Raw genomic sequence first — 18,866 nt, 5'->3', positions numbered from 1 at the left:
AGAATAGTCGGTCGAGGTACCCTCATGAGCGAGAGCCCTGGTGCGGTCGACGGCTGAGCCCCTATCCCTCGAACAGTCCCCGAATATCCTCGGCCGTGACCGTCTGGCTGAACGCCTGACCATCGAAGTTCTGCCCGTCGGTCATGAGGGAGTCGAAGAGTTCGGCCTTCTTCTTCTGCAGGGCCAGGACCTTCTCCTCGATCGTGCCCTCGGCAACGTAGCGGTAGACCATGACGTTCTTCGTCTGCCCGATCCGGTGGGCACGATCGATCGCCTGATTCTCCGTCGCCGGATTCCACCACGGGTCCATGAGGAAGACATAGTCAGCCTCGGTGAGGTTGAGTCCGAACCCGCCGGCCTTGAGGCTGATGAGGAAGACGGGAGCCTCGCCGGTCCGGAACGCTTCGACGACCTGGCCGCGATTTCTCGTGGAGCCGTCGAGGAGGACGTAGGGGACACCTCGGCGAGCGAGGTCTTCGGTGATTTTGGTCAGGAACGAGGTGAACTGGCTGAACACGATCGACCGATGGCCTTCGGCCACGACATCCTCGAGTCGGTCCATGAGGGCCGCAAGCTTACTCGACGGCACACCCTCGTGTTCGCCGTCGACGATGCGCGGGTCCAGGGCGAGCATGCGCAGCAGGGTCAGTGACCGGAAGACGATGAAGCGCTGCTTGTCGTAGTCGCTGTCGATGAAGCCGAGGATCTTCTTCCGCTCCTTCTGCAGCACCCGATCGTAGAGTGTGCGATGCGCGGCATTGAGCTCGACATTGATGACCTGCTCCTGCTTCTCCGGCAGATCCGCAGCAACGAGATCCTTCGTCCGGCGCAGCATGAACGGTTTGATCCTTCTCTGCAGGCGTCCCATGCGTCCCGGGTTCTCCCCGCCCTCGATCGGTCGGACGTATTCTTCGTCGAAGCGGTGTGCACTCGGAAACAGACCGGGCGCGGTGATGGCGAAGATGGACCACATATCGCGCAGCGAATTCTCCATGGGAGTGCCCGTCAGCGCCAGGCGGAACGGGGCGTTGACGGACTTCGCAGCCTGGTGGACCTGGGAGGAGCTGTTCTTGACGAACTGTGCCTCGTCGAGAACAAATCCCGCCCACTCCAGGCGCGAGATCGGGTCCTCGTCCAAGCGAAGCATCGCATAGGACATGACGATGACATCGGCACCAGCGGCCACCTCGGCGAGGGGCTTCTGCCTCTTCCTCGTCGACTCTGCAACGACGCGAACGTCGATGTCGGGGGTGAACTTCGCGGCCTCTTTCGCCCAGTTGTCCACCACCGAGGTGGGGGCGACGACGAGGAACGGCAGGTGCGGCCCCGCGTCACTCGACGCCGCGGCCTCGGCCTTGACGTGGACGATCAGTGCCAGCGTCTGCAGGGTCTTGCCCAGGCCCATGTCATCGGCGAGGACCCCGCCGAGGTGGCATCTGTGCAACAGCGCCAACCACCGGAACCCCTGCACCTGGTACGGGCGCATGGTGACACCGCCCAGGGCCGGCACCCGAGTGGCGGGCAGCTGGTCGAGGTCAAGCAGGGCCTGCGCGGATTCCCGCCATGACTGGGCCGGCAGTGACTCGTCGGCTAAGTCCTCGAACTCGGCCCACAGGCCCGCGTGCAGGCGGGCGATCTTCGGGGACTCGGGCTCCCACTCGGGGATGAGATCAGCCTCGGCCAGCAGAGCCTTGATCTTGTCGAAGGCGGGTTTGTTCAGAGACAGGAACGTGTCGTCGACGAGTTTGATCTTCTTCGTGCCCGACGCCAGTGCCTTGAAGAGTTTGACGAAGGGGACAGGATGGCCGTCGACGCTGATCTGGAAGCCGAGATCGAACCAGTCGTTCTTCTCCGACTCGACCGAGGTGATGGTGATGTTCGGTTCGCCGCCGAGTTCACGGTAGGGCTGCTTCTTCCCGCGCGTGATGACCTTGACGTGCTCGATCTCCTCGAGCTCAGGTAAGGCGTTGACGACGAAGTCCGCGGTGTCGACGTCGGTCAGCTCCATGTCGCGCGGATGGCCGGGCGGTTGGGTCTCGGCGAGGACGGATTCGACCTGCCCGAGGACGCTGCCCTCGTGCTCAAGGTCGCGATTGTCGCGCGGGTCCGGGGTCGCCATGGTGGGCGGGTTTGCTGTGCCGCGTGTGCCTGCTGTGGCGCGCCCAGCCGCGGTGCTGCGAATGGCCGAGGTGCCGAGCTTCGACAGGGGGACCACGGGCAGGGTCCGGCGCGGCCCCGTGTACTCCCAATACCACTGCAGGCTCAGGTGGTCCTTCGCTCCGTAGACCATGAAGAGCACCAGCTGCGGCTGGCTGAATCGGGGGAACTTCACGGTCTCGTCGGTGCTGACGACCTCGGCGGAGGTGCGTAGAAGTGGGTAGTACTCCTCGAAGAACTCCTCGGACTCGCTTGCGGGGATCGCGATCGGGCCGGGTGCTGCGAAGACTGACAGTGCCGATTGCGCCGTCGCTTTGGCGGCTGGGGCCAGGGTCACGGTGAAGCCCGAGCGCAAGTCGACGCCGAAGAACCCGTGCATCCAGATCGGCTTGGTCAACCCCGGCGAGAATTCGCGTTCATCGATGCTCACCCGCGGCTGGACCCGAAGTTGGTTCTTCACGCGATTGACGTCGATGATCGCCTTCGCCTCGCGCCCGATGTGCACGTTCATGCCCTGATTGACTCCGACGAGTTCGATCCCGAGCTCAGTGGCCTGAGCGAACATGTCCCACAACAGTGGAGTGTGAAAATCGCCGAGGTTGTACGGCGCACCATCGGGCGTGAAGTCCGTCTTGTCCCGGGTGCGCAGTCCCGCGAGCTGAGTGAACCATTCCTGATGGCGGGGGTCGACGCTGAACTGCCTGGCCATGCGGTCGATGGTGCGCCAGGTCAGTGACTTCTTCACCCAATTGCCGGATTCACTGAGGACAAGCGGACGGATCGCTAGGCTGGGATCGGTCCCGGGGGAGACCTCCTGCTTCTCCAGAACGACCGTGTGCTTCGGCTCGAACCAGGTGCGGGCCACGACCTCGACGAGCTCGAATCCCAAGGCCACGGGCGTGTAGGACTGCGGGGCCACCTCGGCGAGGGAGGCGAAAGCGTCACGCCAACCGGCGGTGTGGTGGGACGAGGTGTGGTTGCTGTCGGGCACCGTGCCATCTTCTCATTCCCGACTGACGTGGACGGTGATGGCATCGGCTGGCGGTGGTCACATGTCGGTGCTTTCGTGATGCTCCTACGTCAGGGGTGGGCGGTAACATCGGCGGCATGGATGGGAACAATGATGTTTGCGCTGAGTTCTTCGACACCTACACGCGGGCACCCCTCGACCGGGATGCCGCTGCGATCGCCGACCACTATGCCGTGCCGGCACAGATCGAATTCCCCGGTCAGCGCTTGGCTGTGACCGATGAACGCCAGACTGTGGAGTTCTTCGCCGGAGCGTTCGGCCAATACGAGAAGGTGACGGACATCGACGTCGCCATCAACGTGGTCGCCGAAACCGGTCACAGCATCTGGGCCGACGTGACATGGGACTATCATGGCGATGCTCCCAGCGAGCGGAACATGTATCAGCTCGTTCTGACCGGAAACGAGTGGAAAATCGGTGTCCTTACTCCGCTGACGTTGGCTGGGGAGGGGTGACGATCAGGCATGGCCGATTATCCCGAGCTGCTGCACACCGTCATCAATGCTGTCGAGCCGCGACGGCTCGCCGAGTTCTATCGGCAGCTGCTCGGCTATCGCTACCGCCCGGGAGACGAGCCTTCTGTGGGCACCGACGCGGATGACGCCGATTGGCTGGTGCTCACCAATGCTGAGGGCCGCCGAATGGTCGCCGTCCAGCAGACAGAGAGCTTGGAACCCAGCACGTGGCCGGATCTCGCAGTGCCCATGCAGTTGCATCTCGATTTCACCGTTGTGGATCAAAAAGAACTCGTCAGACACAAACTGCGCGCCCTGGAGTTGGGAGCTCGCCTGCTTCTCGACCGCGCCGAAGACGAGGATGAACCGCTCTACGTGTTCGCCGATCCCGCTGGCCATCCGTTCTGCATCTTCGTGCACTGATCTGATGCACCAGTTCGCCAGCCAGACGAGTCAGGGGTTGTATAGCTCGAACTCGTCCGGCGCATAGTAATCCTGCGCGCCCACGCCGGTTCGCACGAGGTACTTGCCCGTCTCCTCATAGAGGTAGACGACGGTACCGACGCTGTGTGCCATTGGCCCGCTGGTGATTTGGACGGTGTCGCCGATATTGAACTCAGTCATGGTTCAGTCTAAACACGAGCAGGTTCCAGCTGCCTGGTCAGAGGTAGTCGAGCCGTCGTCAGACCAGACGATCGGCGAGATCCTCGAAATCGTTGGCGACCACATCCCAGTCACCTACTGGTTCTAGGTCGATCGTCTGGCCCGGCCCGTGCTCAGTGGGGCGATGGACGAACGCGGTCCGCAGTCCGACCGCCTGGGCGGCAGCCAGATCACTGTTGTGCGCCGCGACCATCGCCACCTGATCGGGTTGAAGTCCGAGAATCTCCACGGTCCGCAGGTAGGCTGCCGGTTCCGGCTTGTAGGCACCGGCGACCTCGGCGCCGAGGATGGCATCCCACGGCAAGTGGGCACGTTTGGCGACATCGAGTGCCAGACGCACATTGGCATTCGACAGGGGCGCGATGATGAATCGTGTCTTCAGGCGCGTCAGTCCGGAGACAGCGTCGGGCCAGGGGTCCAGGCAGTGCCAAGTGAGGTTGGTCTCGTCGAGGACCGACGACGGAATCGTGCTCGGCTCGATATCGAGACGGTCGAGCACGGTCTCGAGATTCTCCCGATGCAGTACGTCGAGGCGTGTGAACGGCCTGCTTCCGTTGCGGATCTGTTCCATCGCCGGCTGATATTCCGCCCGCCACATGTCCGCGAACTCATGCGCATCGAGCGACGGCAGATAGTCGCGGAGGTGGGTGGAGACGCCCGTTGCCACGCTCTCTCGCCAGTCGACGACGGTCCCGAACATGTCGAACACCAGGGCCTCGACCTGGGCGAATGCTGCATCCATGACTTCACACTAGACCTCGTGTCACCGATGGCCAATACACTTGTCACTATCCGATACTGGCGCAACAGCGGCGAGAGGAATGTCCCGTGGGGTGGAGCACGAGCGAGTTGGCACGGCTGACCGACACCACGGTCAATACGATCCGGCACTATCACAAGCAAGATCTGCTGGCCGAGCCCGAACGTGCCAGCAACGGCTACAAACAGTACGACGGGACCCACCTGCTGCGTCTGCTTCAGATCCGTCGATTGCGCAGCCTGGGCATTCCGCTGGAGAAGATCAGTTCGATCAACGGTGACCAGGAGGTGCAGAGGCAGGCTCTCGAAGAGCTCGATGGTGAACTCAAGACTAAGATCGCCGAGCTTGAAAAGACCCGTGACGAGGTCGCATCGCTCATCGAGCACGGGGCACCGATCGACACAGCGACCGGATTCAGTGACGTCGCCGCCACCATGACTGAGGCCGACCGTCGACTCATGGGTCTGTACGCGCGACTCTATGACGACGACACGATGAGCCAACTGCGCGGCATCATGGTCGGCACAACCCCGGCAGATCGAGAGTTCGACGAGCTGCCCGAAGACGCAGATGAGGCCGCCAAAGCCCACGCCGTCGACGCGATCACGCCGATGATGACGAAACACCTCGACGACGACCCCTGGCTGCTCGAACTTCAGCCGAAGGTCCAGGGCGGCGATGCCGATTTAGGGTGGTCGGCGATCGTCGGTGCCATGATCGAGCTCTACAACCCCGCCCAGCTCGAGGTTCTACAACGGTCAGTCATGCGAGTCCACGAAGAACGCAAGGAACACGGCGACGGTGCCAACGACAGTGGCCGCGAGTAGGGAACGGCCACCTCGGCGAGGGGATTTCTCAGTCCCGTTTCCTGTGAATATCCAGTGTTCGATCCTCCGGGCTTGACCCTGTTCTGAGAACACAGTTTCCACTGGAAGTAATCAATCGGACCACTTCCAGAGGACATCATGAACACCGTCATCACATTTTTCCAGGACCTTGCCTCCCAGGTTCCCGAGTTCCTCCAGCCGGTCATCATCGCGCTCGCCGGTGCCGTTCCCTTCGTCGAAGGCGAGGTCTCGGCCGCCATCGGAGTGTGGGCGGGCCTCAACCCCTTTGTCGCAGGTCTGGCGGGAGCGATCGGCAACTTCCTCTGCGTCGCCGTCATCGTCGTGCTCGGCGCCCGCGCCCGAGCGGCGATGGTAGCGCGACGGCAACAGAATCGAACCCGGGATGCCGCTCTCGCTGCGATCGGTGCACCCGGTCGGGAATCGTCCGGTGCCCCCGGTCAGGAAGCGTCCGGTGCTGGGCAGACACTGGTATCTGATGAATCGTCCGATTCCGCAGCAGTCGCTGATTCGCAGAAGCCGCAGTCAAAGGGACGTGCACGCTTCCTGCGTCTGCTCAACCGGTTCGGAGTCCCGGGAGCAAGCCTGCTGGGCCCGGCGGCGATCCCGACCCAGATCACGACGACGATCCTTGTCGGCGCGGGCGTGAAGCCCTCATGGATTCTGCTCTGGCAGGGCATCGCCATCGTCGCCTGGACCACGCTGATCACCGCATTCGCTGTCGGGGCACTCACACTCGTAACCGGCTGAGCCGGCTCACACGAATCCGCAGCCCCTCGACGAACGGAAAGGACGAACCATGACCAGCGCATACCGACACCGGAAGGTCCTCACCAGCTCGGCCCTGATGGTGGCGGTCACGGTGCTGCCCCTGGCGATGCCGTTCTCGGCCACACTGCTGGGGTGGGCGCTTGAGGTACCGATGCGACTGGCATTCTCTGAGTCGCTGTTGGCAACCCTCGGCGTCTTCGTCGCCTGGTTCGTCATCTCCCGTCTCATCGACGTCATCCTTGACGGCAGCGACATCGGCGGCACACTGTCCGGACGTCTGATTTCGGCCGTCACCTCGATGGTGCTGTTGAGCGGCGGCTACTTCCTCATCGTCGACTCCGCTCTGGTGTCACTGCTCATAGCCGCGGCCGTCTGCGGCCTGCTGTTCGCGATGAGCGCGGAAGCCGACCGCGCATTCGGGGCCCCTCAGGGCAGGCATCGCACGTAAGATGACGGTGATGACTGACACCGACAGATCCCACACCGCTGCCCCTGCCCTCATCGGGGCGCTGCTCCACCTCGCCGCCAAGGATGCGGACCTCGGCTCAACCGCCTCGTCCGCGCTGAGTCCCCAGGACAGCGAGATCCTCACCGAGGTTGAGGTCGCACTCCGCAATCAGATGTCGGACGAACACGGTGTGAAGCAGGCCCTCGCCGAGGTGGCCGGATCCATTGCGAGCGTGCGTAGTTCTCCCCGCCCGGTGTCGCTGACTGCGGCGAAATACGAGAAGCATCGCACCGCAGCCCTCAGGCAGCTGGGCGTCGCCTCGGCCAAGGGCGCGAGCGTATGGCCGCCGACCAGTCAGACTGCGGTCCAGCGTTTCGGCTCGTGGAATGAGGCGCTCAAGGTCGCGGGTCTGGCGACCAGCGCTGTCGGTCGCGCACGCGGTCAGCTGCGCTTCGATGAGGCCGCCTATAATAAGGCGATTGCCGCATTCGTCGCCGACTGTGACGACCGGGATCTCGGCGCCACCTACAAGGCCTACGGGGACTACGCCGCCGAGCACAAGGGCGAGGTGCCCTCGGCCGCGGCGGTGCGGAAATTCTACGGAAGCTGGAACGCGGCTCTCGCCTCGGCGGGGTGATCTGCTGACGACGTCCGCGGAGTTCGTGACGATTTCCACTGAACTTCCGACGAGGTCGACGGAACTCCTGACGAAGTCGACGACGCATGATTGTCGGAATGCACTGACTACGAGCGTGTTAAAATCGTCGGGTTGCGGCGGAGACAATGCCGCGCTGTTAGGAAATTTTACGACCTGAAGGACATCGAAGCCCTTGATCGCACAAAAACTCGCGCGCGGAATCGCCGTGGTCGCCGTCTCCGCTGTAGCACTGACGGGTTGCACTTCGCCCTCCGGCTCGGACTCGGAAGATTCGGGTTCGAATGACTCCGCAGGCAAGGACGCCTCCGGTGCCGGTGTGGCCAAGGTGAACTTCGATGAAGTCATCGTTGAGCAGGATGTGAAGATCGGAGGCTCGTCGGAAGCGACGGCGACGATCGGGGTCCTGTCTCTGAAAGTCGAGGGGGAGGTCCAGACGCTGCGTTTGGCGGTCACACCTCATATCAAGGGAGCCGAGGACGACGAGCGCTTCAGCGTCTACGACATCTGGAACGAGAGCAAGTTCAGTCCCCAGCTCGTCGACAAGGGCAACCTCAAGGTCTACTCGCCGATATCGACCTCCTACGAGCAGTGGACCTCTGATTCGGTGCAGACAGAGACGAAGAACGAGACGCCGATGGAGGTCTGGGCCGTGTTTGCCGCGCCACAGGATGACATCGACTCCTTCGACATCCGACTTGCAGACTCCTGGCCCGTCTTCACCGATGTGCCGGTCACGCAATGATTATGGAACAGGCGAACACAACGACTCCCAGGCCCAGGCTCGCGGCTGTCGTCGGAATCGTCGGAGCCAGCGCCTTCCTCGGCGTGGGTGTCCTCGCCGGTGGCTCTGCTGCCTCGGCTGCGGAGACCGAACCGACCTCGCCCGCGGACTTGCCCGAGCCCACGTCCAAGCAGCTGTCAGGATCGGTTCATACTTGGGAGCCCAACAACGTGCACCAGTGGGACCTCGAGAACGCTGTCACGGAGCTCGCGACCGAAGGCGAAGAAGGTTCTGACTCCGTCATCACGCTCTCCAGCGATGTCCTCTTCGAGTTCGGCAGCGCGAAGATTCCCGACAATGCAGCCGAGGCGGTCGTCAAGACCCTCGAGAAGGTTCCCGATGGCACGAAGGTTGATATTTCGGGCTACACGGACTCGGTGGGCGACGACTCGGACAACCAGAAGCTCTCCGAGAAGCGCGCCAAGGCCGTCGCCGAAGTGGTCAAGGACGCTCGGTCAGATCTGGACCTGAACGTCGAGGGCCATGGCGAAGACGACCCTGTGGCCGAGAATAAGAAGGACGGCGAGGACAACCCCGAGGGGCGTGCGAAGAACCGACGCGTCGAGATCAGGTACGCCAGCAGCTGACGGGACCTGCGGCTGTGAGGAAGATGGCCGCGGTCGACGTCATCGAGAATCCGACTGCATTCAGACTCCCTGAGCGACCGCCTCGGCGATCGGGGTGTCACCGTCATGGAAGTTTAGCGTCTTGCCGATGACAGCGGGCTCATCGAGTGCTGCGGCGATGACATGTGCGACGTTGTCACGCGACGTCGAGGGCACGTCCAGGTCGCGGGTCTCTCCGGTGCTGTCAACGGTGACCGTCTCGGTTGCCGGGTCCAGGGCCAGGACCGATGGGCCGAGGACCGTCCAGTCGAGGTTGGTCTTCGTCCGCAGATGTTCGTCTGCCTGCGACTTCGCGTTGTAGTAGTAGGCATACATTTCGTCGCCCTTCTCCACACCGGGAACCTCGCCGTCGACGAGGCGGGAATTGAAGTAGGACACCATCACGAATCGGCGGATGCCCGATTTCTGGGCGGCATCCATCACGCGGATGGCAGCGTCGCGATCCATCGCCCAGGTGTGATCCTCACCCGATCCGCCAGCACCCGCAGACCAGACGATTGCGTCGCTGCCGGCCACCACCTCGGCGATGGCATCGGTGTCGAGATGCTCGACATCAGCGACAACCGGCGTCGCGTTCGCGGCCTCAATATCGGAAGACTGCTCCTCCTTGCGGATGACCGAACGGACCGTGTGGCCGGCCTTGCTGAGCAGCGGTGCCGCAAGCAGTGCTACTTTTCCGTGGCCGCCGATGATGGTGATTGTCGACATATCTGCCTCTCAAGTGGTGGAGTGCGATTCGTTGGTCTCACTGGTATCAAGGCAGATGAGCGTCGGTGTATTCCGCAGGCAGGTCGCGGCGATGCTTCGGTTGGCGAGCAATGCTTCGGTCGACGAGTGGAATGTGTTCTCGCGGTGCAGACTCCCAGGCGCGGGCTGCCGAGTTACCTCGCCGCAGCGAACCTCTCTAGCCGATCGCACCCCTCATTGATGGTCTCCGGGGACACGGAGAACGTCAGCCGCAGGTAGCCCTCGCCCTGGGCGCCGAACGCCGAGCCGGGGATCGTTGCGAGCTCCTGTTCCTGCAACAGTCGGATCGCGAGTTCCCACGAGCTCAAGCCCCACTCGGAGATGTTGACGAAGGAGTAGAACGTCGCCTCGGGGCGGATCAGCGACAGACCGTCGATGGCGTTGATCCGCTCAGCAAGGAGATCCCGACGCTCGACATAGGAGGAGACCATAGTCGCGACCGGATCCTGAGGCCCGGTGATGGCCGCGACCGCAGCATCCTGGACGAACCCGGGCAGGCTCGAGGTCAGCCCCTCCTGGAGGAAGGCCATCGGCGCGATGACATCGCTGGGGCCGATGAGGAATCCGCACCGCCACCCGGTCATTGCATAGGTCTTGGAGAAGCTGTTGACGACGAGGAACCGGTCGAAGCCATCGCGCACCTCGGCGATGGAGGTGAACTGTGCATCATCGAAGACGATCTCGTCGTAGACCTCGTCGGAGATAATTGTGAACCCATGCTCGTCTGACAGGTCGACGAGCGCCTCGAGATCCGCCTGATCCATCACCGAACCTAGTGGATTCGAGGGGCTGTTGATGATGATCGCCGCGGTCTTGTCGCTGACAGCTGTGGCGACATCGGCCGCGCGGAGCTTGAAGTCGTTGGCCTCCGTCACCGGAACTGGCACAGCGACCCCGCCGAGGCGGTGGATCTGGCCCACGTAGTTCGGGAAGCTGGGGTCGGGGATGATGACCTCTTCGCCGGGGGAGACGCTGACGTCGAGGGCGAAGGTCAGCGCCTCCATCGCTCCGAAGGAGACCATGACATTGTCCGAGGTGACCGCCCGGTTCCAACGGGCGGTGTACTTCTGCGCGATCGCGGTGCGTAGGTCCGGGATCCCTGCGTTGGCGACGTAGCGGGTGTGGTTGTCCTGGATGCCGCGGATGCCTGCGGCTTTGACGTGCTCGGGGGTGTTGAAGTCGGGTTCCCCGACGGTGAGCTTCACAGCGTTGGGGTAGTCGAGGGCGAGATTGAACATCTTCCGGATGTCCGAGGCGGGGTAGGTCGCCGCCATTTCGGTGACGCGGCGGTGCTCGTGAGTCATCATGCTCCTGGTTCGTGTCGTGAGTTAGGCATCATTCGTGCATGCCGGCCAAGCGGGAGCCGAACCGGGCGAGCAGGCTCGTCTTCTGTGCGCCCGTGATGCGTTCCCACTCGTCGGCGATGTTGAAGATCTTGTACATCGAGCGGATGCCCAACCAGCGGATCGGCTCGGGCTCCCACTGCCCGGAGTAGTGGTCGTTCCACGGCAGCTTCGTCAGTGCGGTCGAGGTGCCGGCGGCCCGGTCGAGCAGGGTCTTCGCCGCCAGGTGTGTGGCCGTGACCCCGTGCCCGGCGTAGCCGCGGGCGACGGCGATGCGCTGCTCGGCATCGAAGAAGATTCCGGCGCACCAGTCCCGCGTCACGCCCAGTGCCCCACGCCACGCATGCGCCACTTCGAACTCGAGGTCGGGGAAGAGGGAGGACAATCGCGCACTCAGCAGCTCGACCACCTCGGCGGGGACCTCGCCGTCACCGGGCAGTCCCGAACCGAACTCATAGGGTGCCCCGCGACCGCCCAGGGCGATCCTGTCGTCGTCGGTGCGCTGGGCGTAGATGAAGGTGTGCGCGGTGTCGCCCAGGCATTCGCGCCCGTCCCAGCCGATTTTCTCCCACGCTTCAGCCGGCAGTGGGTTCGTCGCGATCATCGACGAGAACACGGGGATGACCTGGCGTCCTTCCAGCCCGGGCAGGTCACCGGTGACGGTGTCCGAGTAGCCTTCGAGGCACACGAAGATCGTGTGCCCGGTGACCGGGCCCCGATTCGTCGCGACGACGCCGGTGCCGATATGACCCGCCGAGGTGTCCTCGCAGATCGTCACGCCCTGTTGGCGGAGAACCTCGGCGAGACCACGGGTCAGCAGTGCTGGGTCGATGCGGGCGGTGCCGGGGAAATACACGCTGCCTTGGGCGTTGTCGACGTTGATGTGGGCGCGGGTCTCCTCTGCGCTGAGGAACTGCATGTGCTCGGGGTCGTACCCGTACTGTCTGTCACCCTCGTAGAGTTCGCGCAGTCGGGACATCCCGGCCTCTGTCTGCGCGATGTCGATGTGACCGCCGCGGACCTGATGGGCGTCGATGGCCTCCCGGTCGAGGACCTCGAGGACCTCATCGATCGAATCGAAGAGCATGGATTGGAAGGACCTCACGGATTCGACCCCCGCCAGCCCTGCCGAGCCGACCGGGCCGTCTGGGTCGCTGACACGGGCGCGGTCGACCGCCTCGGCGTACTTGGTCCTGTTGCCCGGCAGCAGTGTCGAGAGCCAGCCGCCGTTGCGGCCGGAGGCTCCGTAGCCGATGTGTTTGGCCTCGACGATGGTGATCTGCCAGTCGGGGTGGGCCTGCCTGGCGTAATAGGCGGACCACAGACCGGTCATGCCGCCGCCGACGATGACGAGGTCTTGTTTATCGGTGGGCAGTGGGGACGGAGTGGTGGGCTCGGGTGGGTACTGGGTCAGCCAATGGGAGGCCTCACCGTTGAGGTAGGACATGGAATCAGTTCTATCCCACGCCTGGAGCGAAGTAAATGGTTGCAGGGTGGCGTATTGCCATATGAAATCCGTATACGTCGCGCGTGGATGGATAGACTGAGCCCATGAGCGCAATGGTGCCGATCAGTACCCACGATTTCCCCCTCGATCATGAACGCATCGAAGAGTGGCAGGGAGTGGGATCGACCACCTCGGCGACGGGGAATGGGGACGCGACAACGGCATTCGCAGAACTCGGTACGATCGCGGGGGCCGACTACGGACTGTGGGAGATGAGCACCGGCGAGATGCGCGACGTCGAGGGCGACGAAGTCTTCCTCGTCATCAGCGGCAAGGGGCGCATCGAGTTCGACGAACCGGACGTATCGCCGGTTGAGCTGGCACCTGGCATGTTGGTCCGCCTCGAGGATGGGATGAAGACTCGCTGGTGCGTCGATAAGGCGCCCCTGCGCAAACTGTTCATCGCTCCCAGCGAAGAGTGATGCGCTTGGCCTGACGCTCAGGCTCCCGTCCGATGTCGCACCCACACATTGGGCTCGATGTAGACGGCCGTGCCATGCTCGACATCGCAGAGAACTGGCGTGAGTGCCTCCGGCACGTCGACCGGACCTGAAGTGTTCATCGGCAGTCCCGTCCAGCTTCGCCATTCGTCGAGCGTTCCGGCGATCGCCATTGAGCGGCTCGCCACGCTGTCGATAGTTCCGCCGGCGCGGATATGGGTGCGCAGCCATGGGTCGACGGGCAGGCCGTCCTCCCTCGTCCGATAGGCGTAGGAACTCATCAATTCACGGATGTCGTCCTTGCCGTTGGGGCGGACAGGGACGAGGAGCTCGGCGAAGCCGAGACTCTTCGCCTGATCGCGCAGCGCGATGAGGATTCTTCCGGACAGCCCCAGTCCCTGCTTACCCGAGCACACGAAGATCTCAAGCGCGGCCATCTTGTTCGGCGAACCACCGAGCAGCTTCGTATGGATTCCGCTCCGGATCGCTCCGTCCCACCCGTCCGCGGGCAGCTCGTCGCCGTCGAACTGGAAAGGGATCGCATGCGCTTTGCCGAGGATCTCATCGTCTGCGGTGTGGGCGATGAGCAGGTACTCGTCGAACTGAGTGAGCACGTCCTGCTGGTAGTAGACGTTCCCGAACGGGTCGTGCCTCATGAATTCCGGCCATGTGTTCTCCAGACGGAGGAGCTCGTCCTTGAGATCCGGTCGCTGTGCCAGCGAGGAAATTGTGAGGTCCATGGTGCTCATCCTATGGTCGGCGCGTCCCTCCCTGCAGGCCCATCGGCCGTCATCCGGTCGCAGGAAAATGCTGTGCACCGTTGACTGCGTCATCTATCGTGTTGAGTACGATCGCCGATCCGGAATCCAGGACCTCGCCCGCTTGGCGCGGACATCCCACCCGCATAAAGGAGCCGACAATGAAGACTGCTCGACGTTTGGACAACCTGGGCACCGAGACCGCGTTCCGGGTGGCCCAGGCCGCCGCCGACTGGAAGGGTCAGGGCAACCAGGTCTACCCATTCCACCTCGGTGATCTCAATTTCCCCATGGCCGCCCACATCGTCGAGGCCATGAACCAGGCCATCAGGGACGGGAAGACCGGGTACTGCCCGGGTCCCGGAATTCCGGAGCTGCGCGCGGCTCTGGCTGGCGACATCGGATCCCGGAGAGGCATGACGATCGACCCCGCCGAGGTGGTCGTCACCACCGGCGGGAAGCCCGTGATCACGAAGTTCCTCCAGGCCGTGATGGATCCCGGCGAAGGCGTGCTCTACCCCAACCCGGGGTTCCCGATCTACGAATCCCAGATCGAATACCTCGGCGGAACGGCCCTGCCCTACCGGTATGTGCCCACCGACGACGGGTTCGTCATCGATCTCGACCACCTGCGGGCCTCCATCGACGACTCCACCGTCGCCATCATCTACAACGATCTGCAGAACCCGATCTCGGCCGAATCAACGGATGCCGAACGCGAGGCGATCGCCGCGATCGCGCAAGAGTTCGACCTCTGGGTACTCTCCGACGAGGCCTACTTCGAGATGCGCTACAAGGGCCGGTCGAAGTCCATCGCCGCACTTGACGGCATGCGCGAACGCACCGTCATCCTCTACACGTTCAGCAAGAAGTTCGCGATGACCGGGTCTCGGCTCGGCTGTGCAGTGGCCCCACCGGTGGTCGCCGAGGCGATTTCGACGATGAACACCAACGACGAATCCTGCACCACCCAGTACGTCCAGTGGGCGGGCATCGCCGCATTGCAGGGACCGCAGGATTCGGTCGGGAGGATGCTCGAGGTGCTGCGCAAACGTCGTGACGCCACGTGTTCGATCATCAACTCGATCCCCGGAATGAGCGTGGCCGTGCCCGGCTCGACGTTCTACGCCTTCCCCGATGTCACCGAGGCGATGGAGGCCAAGGGTATCGCCACGCTCGCCGACTTCTCCACCGAAGCGCTGCACAACACCGGCGTGTCCTTCTGCACCCGCGAGCACTTCGGCCGCAAGCAGGGCTGGGAGAACCGAAGCTACATTCGTCTGGCCTACTCCGGCATCGGCGAAAACGAGATCACCGAAGGCCTGGGCAAGCTGCGCGACTGGATCACGCAGGGCTAGGCACTTCGCGGTCAGCCCGCTCGTGATCGTGGGCAGGTGGTCGAAATTCCCGCGAGGATCGACCGTTTGCCCACAGCGACGGGACGGGGCGCTGAGAGAAGCGCCAGGTCGCCGGCCGGTCGCCGGGTTACCGGCAGGTCGGCTGGACCACGCGGGGCTGGTCATTCGGTGCGGACTGCTTCTCGGCCGGGGATGAAGGGCGACTCCTCGGGTTCGGGGTGCCTGATCCTCTGAACGATGATGATGGCAAGTCCCAGCACGACTGCGCCGATCGCTGCCCACACATTGGTGCGCAGGCCGAGGACGACGAAGCTGGGGTCAAGTCGGATGGACTCCCACACGATGCGGCCCGCGCCGTACCAGATGAGGTACATACCGAAGAGGCGTCCCCACTGGAAGAACAGGTGCCGGCCCAGCCACAGCAGGACCAAAGCGCCGAGGCTGTTCCAGATGACCTCGTAGAGGAACGTGGGATGGAAGAGAGTGTCGGCGGGCAGCCCGGGCGGGAACGACGGATTGTTCGGGTCGATCTCGAGCCCCCAGGGCAGAGTCGTCGGCAGGCCGAAGAGCTCCTGGTTGAACCAGTTGCCGAACCGTCCGCAGGCCTGGGCGAGAATCAGTCCCGGCGCGAGAGCGTCGAGGAGCGTCGTGAGCTTGATATTGAACCTGCGGCACATGATCAGGGCGCCGACGATGCCGCCGATGAGCGAACCGAAGATGGCGATTCCGCCTTCCCAGATCGCCCAAACGGACCCCGGTTCGAAGATGTTCCACGGGTTGCGGCCTGGCCCGAAGTAGTCGGTGTAGTGAGTGACGACGTGGTAGATCCGTGCCCCGACGATGGCCAAAGGGACGGCCAGGGTCGCGATGTCGAGCACCTGCCAGTCGGGGACTCCCCGCTTGGTCAGACGGTGATTGGCCATGACGATGGCGATGATGATCCCGGTGAGGATGCACAACGCATAGAAGTGGATCGTCAGGGGGCCCAGCTGGAAGCTGGAGACGCTCGGACTCGGGATCGAGGCCAGGACATCGTGGGACAGCGTAGGCGGGTCATCGACCGCTGAAAAGGCAAGCACGGGCCCAGTCTATTTCCAATAGATGCAGGACCGAAAGTTGAGCGACTGCCGCAGCCTGCACATGGGAAGATGAGAGCTATGGCGCTCGACTTCACTCTCGTTCAACTGCGGTACTTCCAGGAGGTGGCCCGCCGCGAGAACATGACCGAGGCGGCCAAGAATCTCAACGTCACCCAGTCGGCGATCTCGACGGCCATGGCTCAGCTCGAACGGACCTTGGGCATCGACCTGTTCATCCGCCAGAAGAACCGTTCCGTGGTGCTCTCAACTGCGGGACGACGTTTCCTCTTCGAGGTCAATCCGTTCCTCGAATCCTCCGACGCCTTGGGAGAGACCGCACACGGACTGGCCCAGTCGCTGAGCGGAAATCTCACCGTCGGGGTCTTCTCACCCATCGCCCCAACCAGGCTGCCGCTCATCCACGCCGAGTTCGAGAAGCGCTACCCCGAGGTGCGGGTCAACTACTTCGAAGCCGACCTGCACGAATTGCAGACAGCTGTGATCGCCGGCGTCTGTGACATCGCCCTGACGTACACGCTGGGACTGACCGACCGCTTCGACTCATTCCTCGTCGACGTCGTCGAACCGCACGCGCTCGTGTCACTGAACCACCGCCTCGGCGGGGGAGCCGACGGGCCACGGCCGATTCGCCTGCGCGAACTCGCAGGGGAGGACTACATTCAGCTCGATATGCCCTTCTCCCGGCAGTACTACGATGAACTCTTCCGCATCGCCGGCATCGTGCCGAAGGTGCGGCACAGCTTCGCCGGCTACGAGACCGTGCGCTCGTTTGTGGCCATGGGGCATGGCTATTCGCTGCTGAGCCAGAGCGTGTCCTCGGGAACGTACATCGGTTCGATGACGGTCGACGTGCCGCTGCTCGACGAATTCCCGAGCATCGATCTGGCCATGGTGTGGCCCAAAGAGGTGCGTCTGAGCAGGCGTGCCCGAGCCTTCAGCGAACTGACCCGCGAGATCCTCGGGTCACCAACCGCGGACTCATAGATCGAACTGATGCCTGCGTTCAAAAGTATCTGTTGGACTGATGCATAAGACCGGGCAAGAATGGTTCCCACATTGAAGGACACAGCAAGGGAGCTTCTATGTCCGCGACACATTCGACGTCCGCGACACAACAGACCGGCACGTCCACGGGGCGGTCCGGCAAGTCCACGAGCATGCAGAAGAAGGTGCTCGTCGGTGGCAGCATCGGCCAATTCGTGGAGTTCTACGACTTCACTCTCTACGGACTCTCGGCCGTCATCCTCTCCGAGTACTTCTTCCCGAACGGCGACCGGGTCACGGGCCTCCTCGTCATCTTCGCCACCTTCGGCGTCGCCTTCGTCATGCGCCCCCTGGGCGGCCTGTTCTTCGGCGCGCTCGGTGACAAGGTGGGCCGGCGCAAGACCCTGACGATCACGATCTTCCTCGTCGGATGCTGCACCGCGCTGATCGGCATTCTGCCCGGCTTCGGACAGATCGGCTGGTTCGCACCTATCCTGCTCATCCTCGCCCGGCTGGGCCAAGGATTCTCCGCAGGAGGCGAATCGGTGGGCGGACCCTCCTTCGTCTACGAACACGCACCGGTCGGCAAACGCGGACTGTGGATCAACATCACCCTGGCCGCAACGGCTCTGCCCTCGGTCTTCGCCGGCGGCCTCATCCTGCTGCTGTCGACTGCGATGAGCGACGCCTCGTTCGAGTCCTGGGGCTGGCGCGTGCCCTTCCTGCTCGCCCTGCCGCTCTCTGCCGTCGGTCTCTGGATCCGCTCGCGGACCGATGAGTCCGAACTGTTCAAGAAGACCGCCGCCGAACGCCCCAAGGAATTCAGCCCGATCCGGGACTCCTTCCGAGAGAACTCCGTGGGGATGCTCCAGGTCTTCTTCGTCCTCGGGCTGACCGCCCTGGGCTTCTACATGCTCTCGGCCTACTTCGTCACCTACATCCAGACCACCGGCGACCTCACCCGAGAACAGTCGCTGGCCACGAACGCGATCGCCATGGCCAGCTACACGATCTTCCTGCCCATCGCCGGAGCCATCGGCGACAGAGTCGGACGCAAGCCCATGCTCATCGCCGGCTCCATCCTCCTGGCCATCACATCGATCCCCGCCTTTGGCCTGGTCACCAGCGGCAACATGGGCCTGGCGTTCCTCGGACAGACGATCTTCGTCATCTCCCTGTGCTGCTACGGCGGAGGCTGTTACACCTTCTTCTGTGAACGCTTCTCCACGAAGACCCGCTTCACCTCGGCGGCGATCAGCTACAACATCTCCTACGCCATCCTCGGCGGAACCGCGCCGTTCGTCGGCACCTGGCTCGTCGACATCACCGGCGTCAACACCGCACCCGGGTTCTACATGACCATCTGTGCGGTGATCGTCCTCGTCCTCATTTTCGTCACCCGCCTCCCCGAGACCCGGGGGCGGCTCGGCTGACC

Annotated in this window: 20 protein-coding genes; 12 read left to right on the top strand and 8 right to left on the bottom strand. The window is 63.4% G+C overall.

Annotated elements, in window-relative coordinates; all coding sequences use genetic code 11:
* Positions 1 to 61: 61 nt before the first annotated feature.
* A complete protein-coding gene (locus BLT92_RS07840; RefSeq protein ID WP_092104628.1) occupies positions 62 to 3,148 on the bottom strand; it encodes a DEAD/DEAH box helicase in 3,087 nt (1,028 codons plus the stop codon).
* Positions 3,149 to 3,264: 116 nt separating this feature from the next.
* Here BLT92_RS07840 and BLT92_RS07835 point away from each other — a divergent pair, with 116 nt between their 5' ends.
* Positions 3,265 to 3,642, top strand: a complete 378-nt coding sequence (locus BLT92_RS07835) for a DUF6841 family protein (protein WP_092104625.1) — start codon at positions 3,265 to 3,267, stop codon at positions 3,640 to 3,642.
* 9 nt (positions 3,643 to 3,651) lie between these two features.
* Positions 3,652 to 4,065: a VOC family protein gene (locus BLT92_RS07830; RefSeq protein ID WP_092104623.1), complete on the top strand. Its 414-nt coding sequence runs from the start codon at positions 3,652 to 3,654 to the stop codon at positions 4,063 to 4,065.
* A 30-nt stretch (positions 4,066 to 4,095) separates the two neighbouring features.
* On the opposite strand, the gene BLT92_RS20595 is transcribed toward BLT92_RS07830, so the two are convergent.
* Positions 4,096 to 4,266: a KOW domain-containing RNA-binding protein gene (locus BLT92_RS20595; RefSeq protein WP_172802572.1), complete on the bottom strand. Its 171-nt coding sequence runs from the start codon at positions 4,264 to 4,266 to the stop codon at positions 4,096 to 4,098.
* Between the two features lie 58 nt (positions 4,267 to 4,324).
* Positions 4,325 to 5,047, bottom strand: a complete 723-nt coding sequence (locus BLT92_RS07825; RefSeq protein ID WP_092104621.1) for a haloacid dehalogenase type II — start codon at positions 5,045 to 5,047, stop codon at positions 4,325 to 4,327.
* A gap of 86 nt (positions 5,048 to 5,133) precedes the next feature.
* Here BLT92_RS07825 and BLT92_RS07820 point away from each other — a divergent pair, with 86 nt between their 5' ends.
* From BLT92_RS07820 to BLT92_RS07795, 6 genes are all read left to right on the top strand, one after another.
* Positions 5,134 to 5,892, top strand: coding sequence for a helix-turn-helix domain-containing protein (locus tag BLT92_RS07820; protein WP_157691386.1), 759 nt, complete (start codon positions 5,134 to 5,136; stop codon positions 5,890 to 5,892).
* Positions 5,893 to 6,030: 138 nt separating this feature from the next.
* Positions 6,031 to 6,660, top strand: coding sequence for a small multidrug efflux protein (locus tag BLT92_RS07815; RefSeq protein WP_092104617.1), 630 nt, complete (start codon positions 6,031 to 6,033; stop codon positions 6,658 to 6,660).
* A gap of 49 nt (positions 6,661 to 6,709) precedes the next feature.
* Positions 6,710 to 7,129 carry a hypothetical protein gene (locus tag BLT92_RS07810; RefSeq protein WP_092104615.1) on the top strand — a complete coding sequence of 140 codons (420 nt, stop codon included), beginning with the start codon at positions 6,710 to 6,712 and terminating at the stop codon, positions 7,127 to 7,129.
* Between the two features lie 10 nt (positions 7,130 to 7,139).
* Complete coding sequence (locus BLT92_RS07805; protein WP_231939086.1) at positions 7,140 to 7,766, top strand: multidrug transporter; 627 nt, start codon at positions 7,140 to 7,142, stop codon at positions 7,764 to 7,766.
* A gap of 193 nt (positions 7,767 to 7,959) precedes the next feature.
* Entirely contained in the window at positions 7,960 to 8,529 is a 570-nt protein-coding gene (locus BLT92_RS07800; RefSeq protein ID WP_092104611.1) for a hypothetical protein, read from the top strand.
* Positions 8,526 to 9,155: an OmpA family protein gene (locus BLT92_RS07795; protein ID WP_092104609.1), complete on the top strand. Its 630-nt coding sequence runs from the start codon at positions 8,526 to 8,528 to the stop codon at positions 9,153 to 9,155. Before BLT92_RS07800 ends, BLT92_RS07795 begins: the two co-directional genes overlap by 4 nt.
* Before the next feature lie 60 nt (positions 9,156 to 9,215).
* Here the strand turns inward: BLT92_RS07795 and BLT92_RS07790 are convergent, their stop codons facing one another.
* The 3 genes from BLT92_RS07790 to BLT92_RS07780 all read right to left on the bottom strand — a co-directional run bounded on the left by BLT92_RS07790 (position 9,216) and on the right by BLT92_RS07780 (position 12,731).
* Complete coding sequence (locus tag BLT92_RS07790; protein ID WP_092104608.1) at positions 9,216 to 9,902, bottom strand: SDR family oxidoreductase; 687 nt, start codon at positions 9,900 to 9,902, stop codon at positions 9,216 to 9,218.
* A gap of 173 nt (positions 9,903 to 10,075) precedes the next feature.
* Positions 10,076 to 11,245 carry a pyridoxal phosphate-dependent aminotransferase gene (locus BLT92_RS07785; protein ID WP_092108966.1) on the bottom strand — a complete coding sequence of 390 codons (1,170 nt, stop codon included), beginning with the start codon at positions 11,243 to 11,245 and terminating at the stop codon, positions 10,076 to 10,078.
* Between the two features lie 31 nt (positions 11,246 to 11,276).
* Complete coding sequence (locus tag BLT92_RS07780) at positions 11,277 to 12,731, bottom strand: NAD(P)/FAD-dependent oxidoreductase (RefSeq protein WP_092104606.1); 1,455 nt, start codon at positions 12,729 to 12,731, stop codon at positions 11,277 to 11,279.
* Between the two features lie 104 nt (positions 12,732 to 12,835).
* On the opposite strand from BLT92_RS07780, the gene BLT92_RS07775 reads away from it, so the two are divergent.
* Complete coding sequence (locus BLT92_RS07775; RefSeq protein ID WP_231939085.1) at positions 12,836 to 13,213, top strand: cupin domain-containing protein; 378 nt, start codon at positions 12,836 to 12,838, stop codon at positions 13,211 to 13,213.
* Between the two features lie 17 nt (positions 13,214 to 13,230).
* Here BLT92_RS07775 and BLT92_RS07770 read toward each other — a convergent pair whose 3' ends face one another.
* On the bottom strand, positions 13,231 to 13,971 hold the full coding sequence (locus tag BLT92_RS07770; protein ID WP_092104602.1) for an N-acetyltransferase: 741 nt from the start codon (positions 13,969 to 13,971) through the stop codon (positions 13,231 to 13,233).
* A 179-nt stretch (positions 13,972 to 14,150) separates the two neighbouring features.
* Between BLT92_RS07770 and BLT92_RS07765 the strand changes: the two genes are divergently transcribed.
* Positions 14,151 to 15,347: a pyridoxal phosphate-dependent aminotransferase gene (locus BLT92_RS07765; RefSeq protein ID WP_092104600.1), complete on the top strand. Its 1,197-nt coding sequence runs from the start codon at positions 14,151 to 14,153 to the stop codon at positions 15,345 to 15,347.
* A 161-nt stretch (positions 15,348 to 15,508) separates the two neighbouring features.
* Here BLT92_RS07765 and lgt read toward each other — a convergent pair whose 3' ends face one another.
* Entirely contained in the window at positions 15,509 to 16,426 is a 918-nt protein-coding gene (gene lgt, locus BLT92_RS07760) for a prolipoprotein diacylglyceryl transferase (protein ID WP_092104598.1), read from the bottom strand.
* A 78-nt stretch (positions 16,427 to 16,504) separates the two neighbouring features.
* Between lgt and BLT92_RS07755 the strand changes: the two genes are divergently transcribed.
* Positions 16,505 to 17,431: a LysR family transcriptional regulator gene (locus tag BLT92_RS07755; protein WP_092104596.1), complete on the top strand. Its 927-nt coding sequence runs from the start codon at positions 16,505 to 16,507 to the stop codon at positions 17,429 to 17,431.
* Positions 17,432 to 17,529: 98 nt separating this feature from the next.
* The gene (locus BLT92_RS07750) at positions 17,530 to 18,864 is read left to right on the top strand and encodes an MFS transporter (RefSeq protein ID WP_231939084.1); all 1,335 of its coding nucleotides are present in this window, start codon (positions 17,530 to 17,532) and stop codon (positions 18,862 to 18,864) included.
* Positions 18,865 to 18,866 lie beyond the last annotated feature (2 nt).

This window comes from Brevibacterium picturae (assembly GCF_900105045.1).
Lineage (GTDB): Bacteria > Actinomycetota > Actinomycetes > Actinomycetales > Brevibacteriaceae > Brevibacterium > Brevibacterium picturae.
This window is presented reverse-complemented; position numbering and strand designations above follow the sequence as displayed.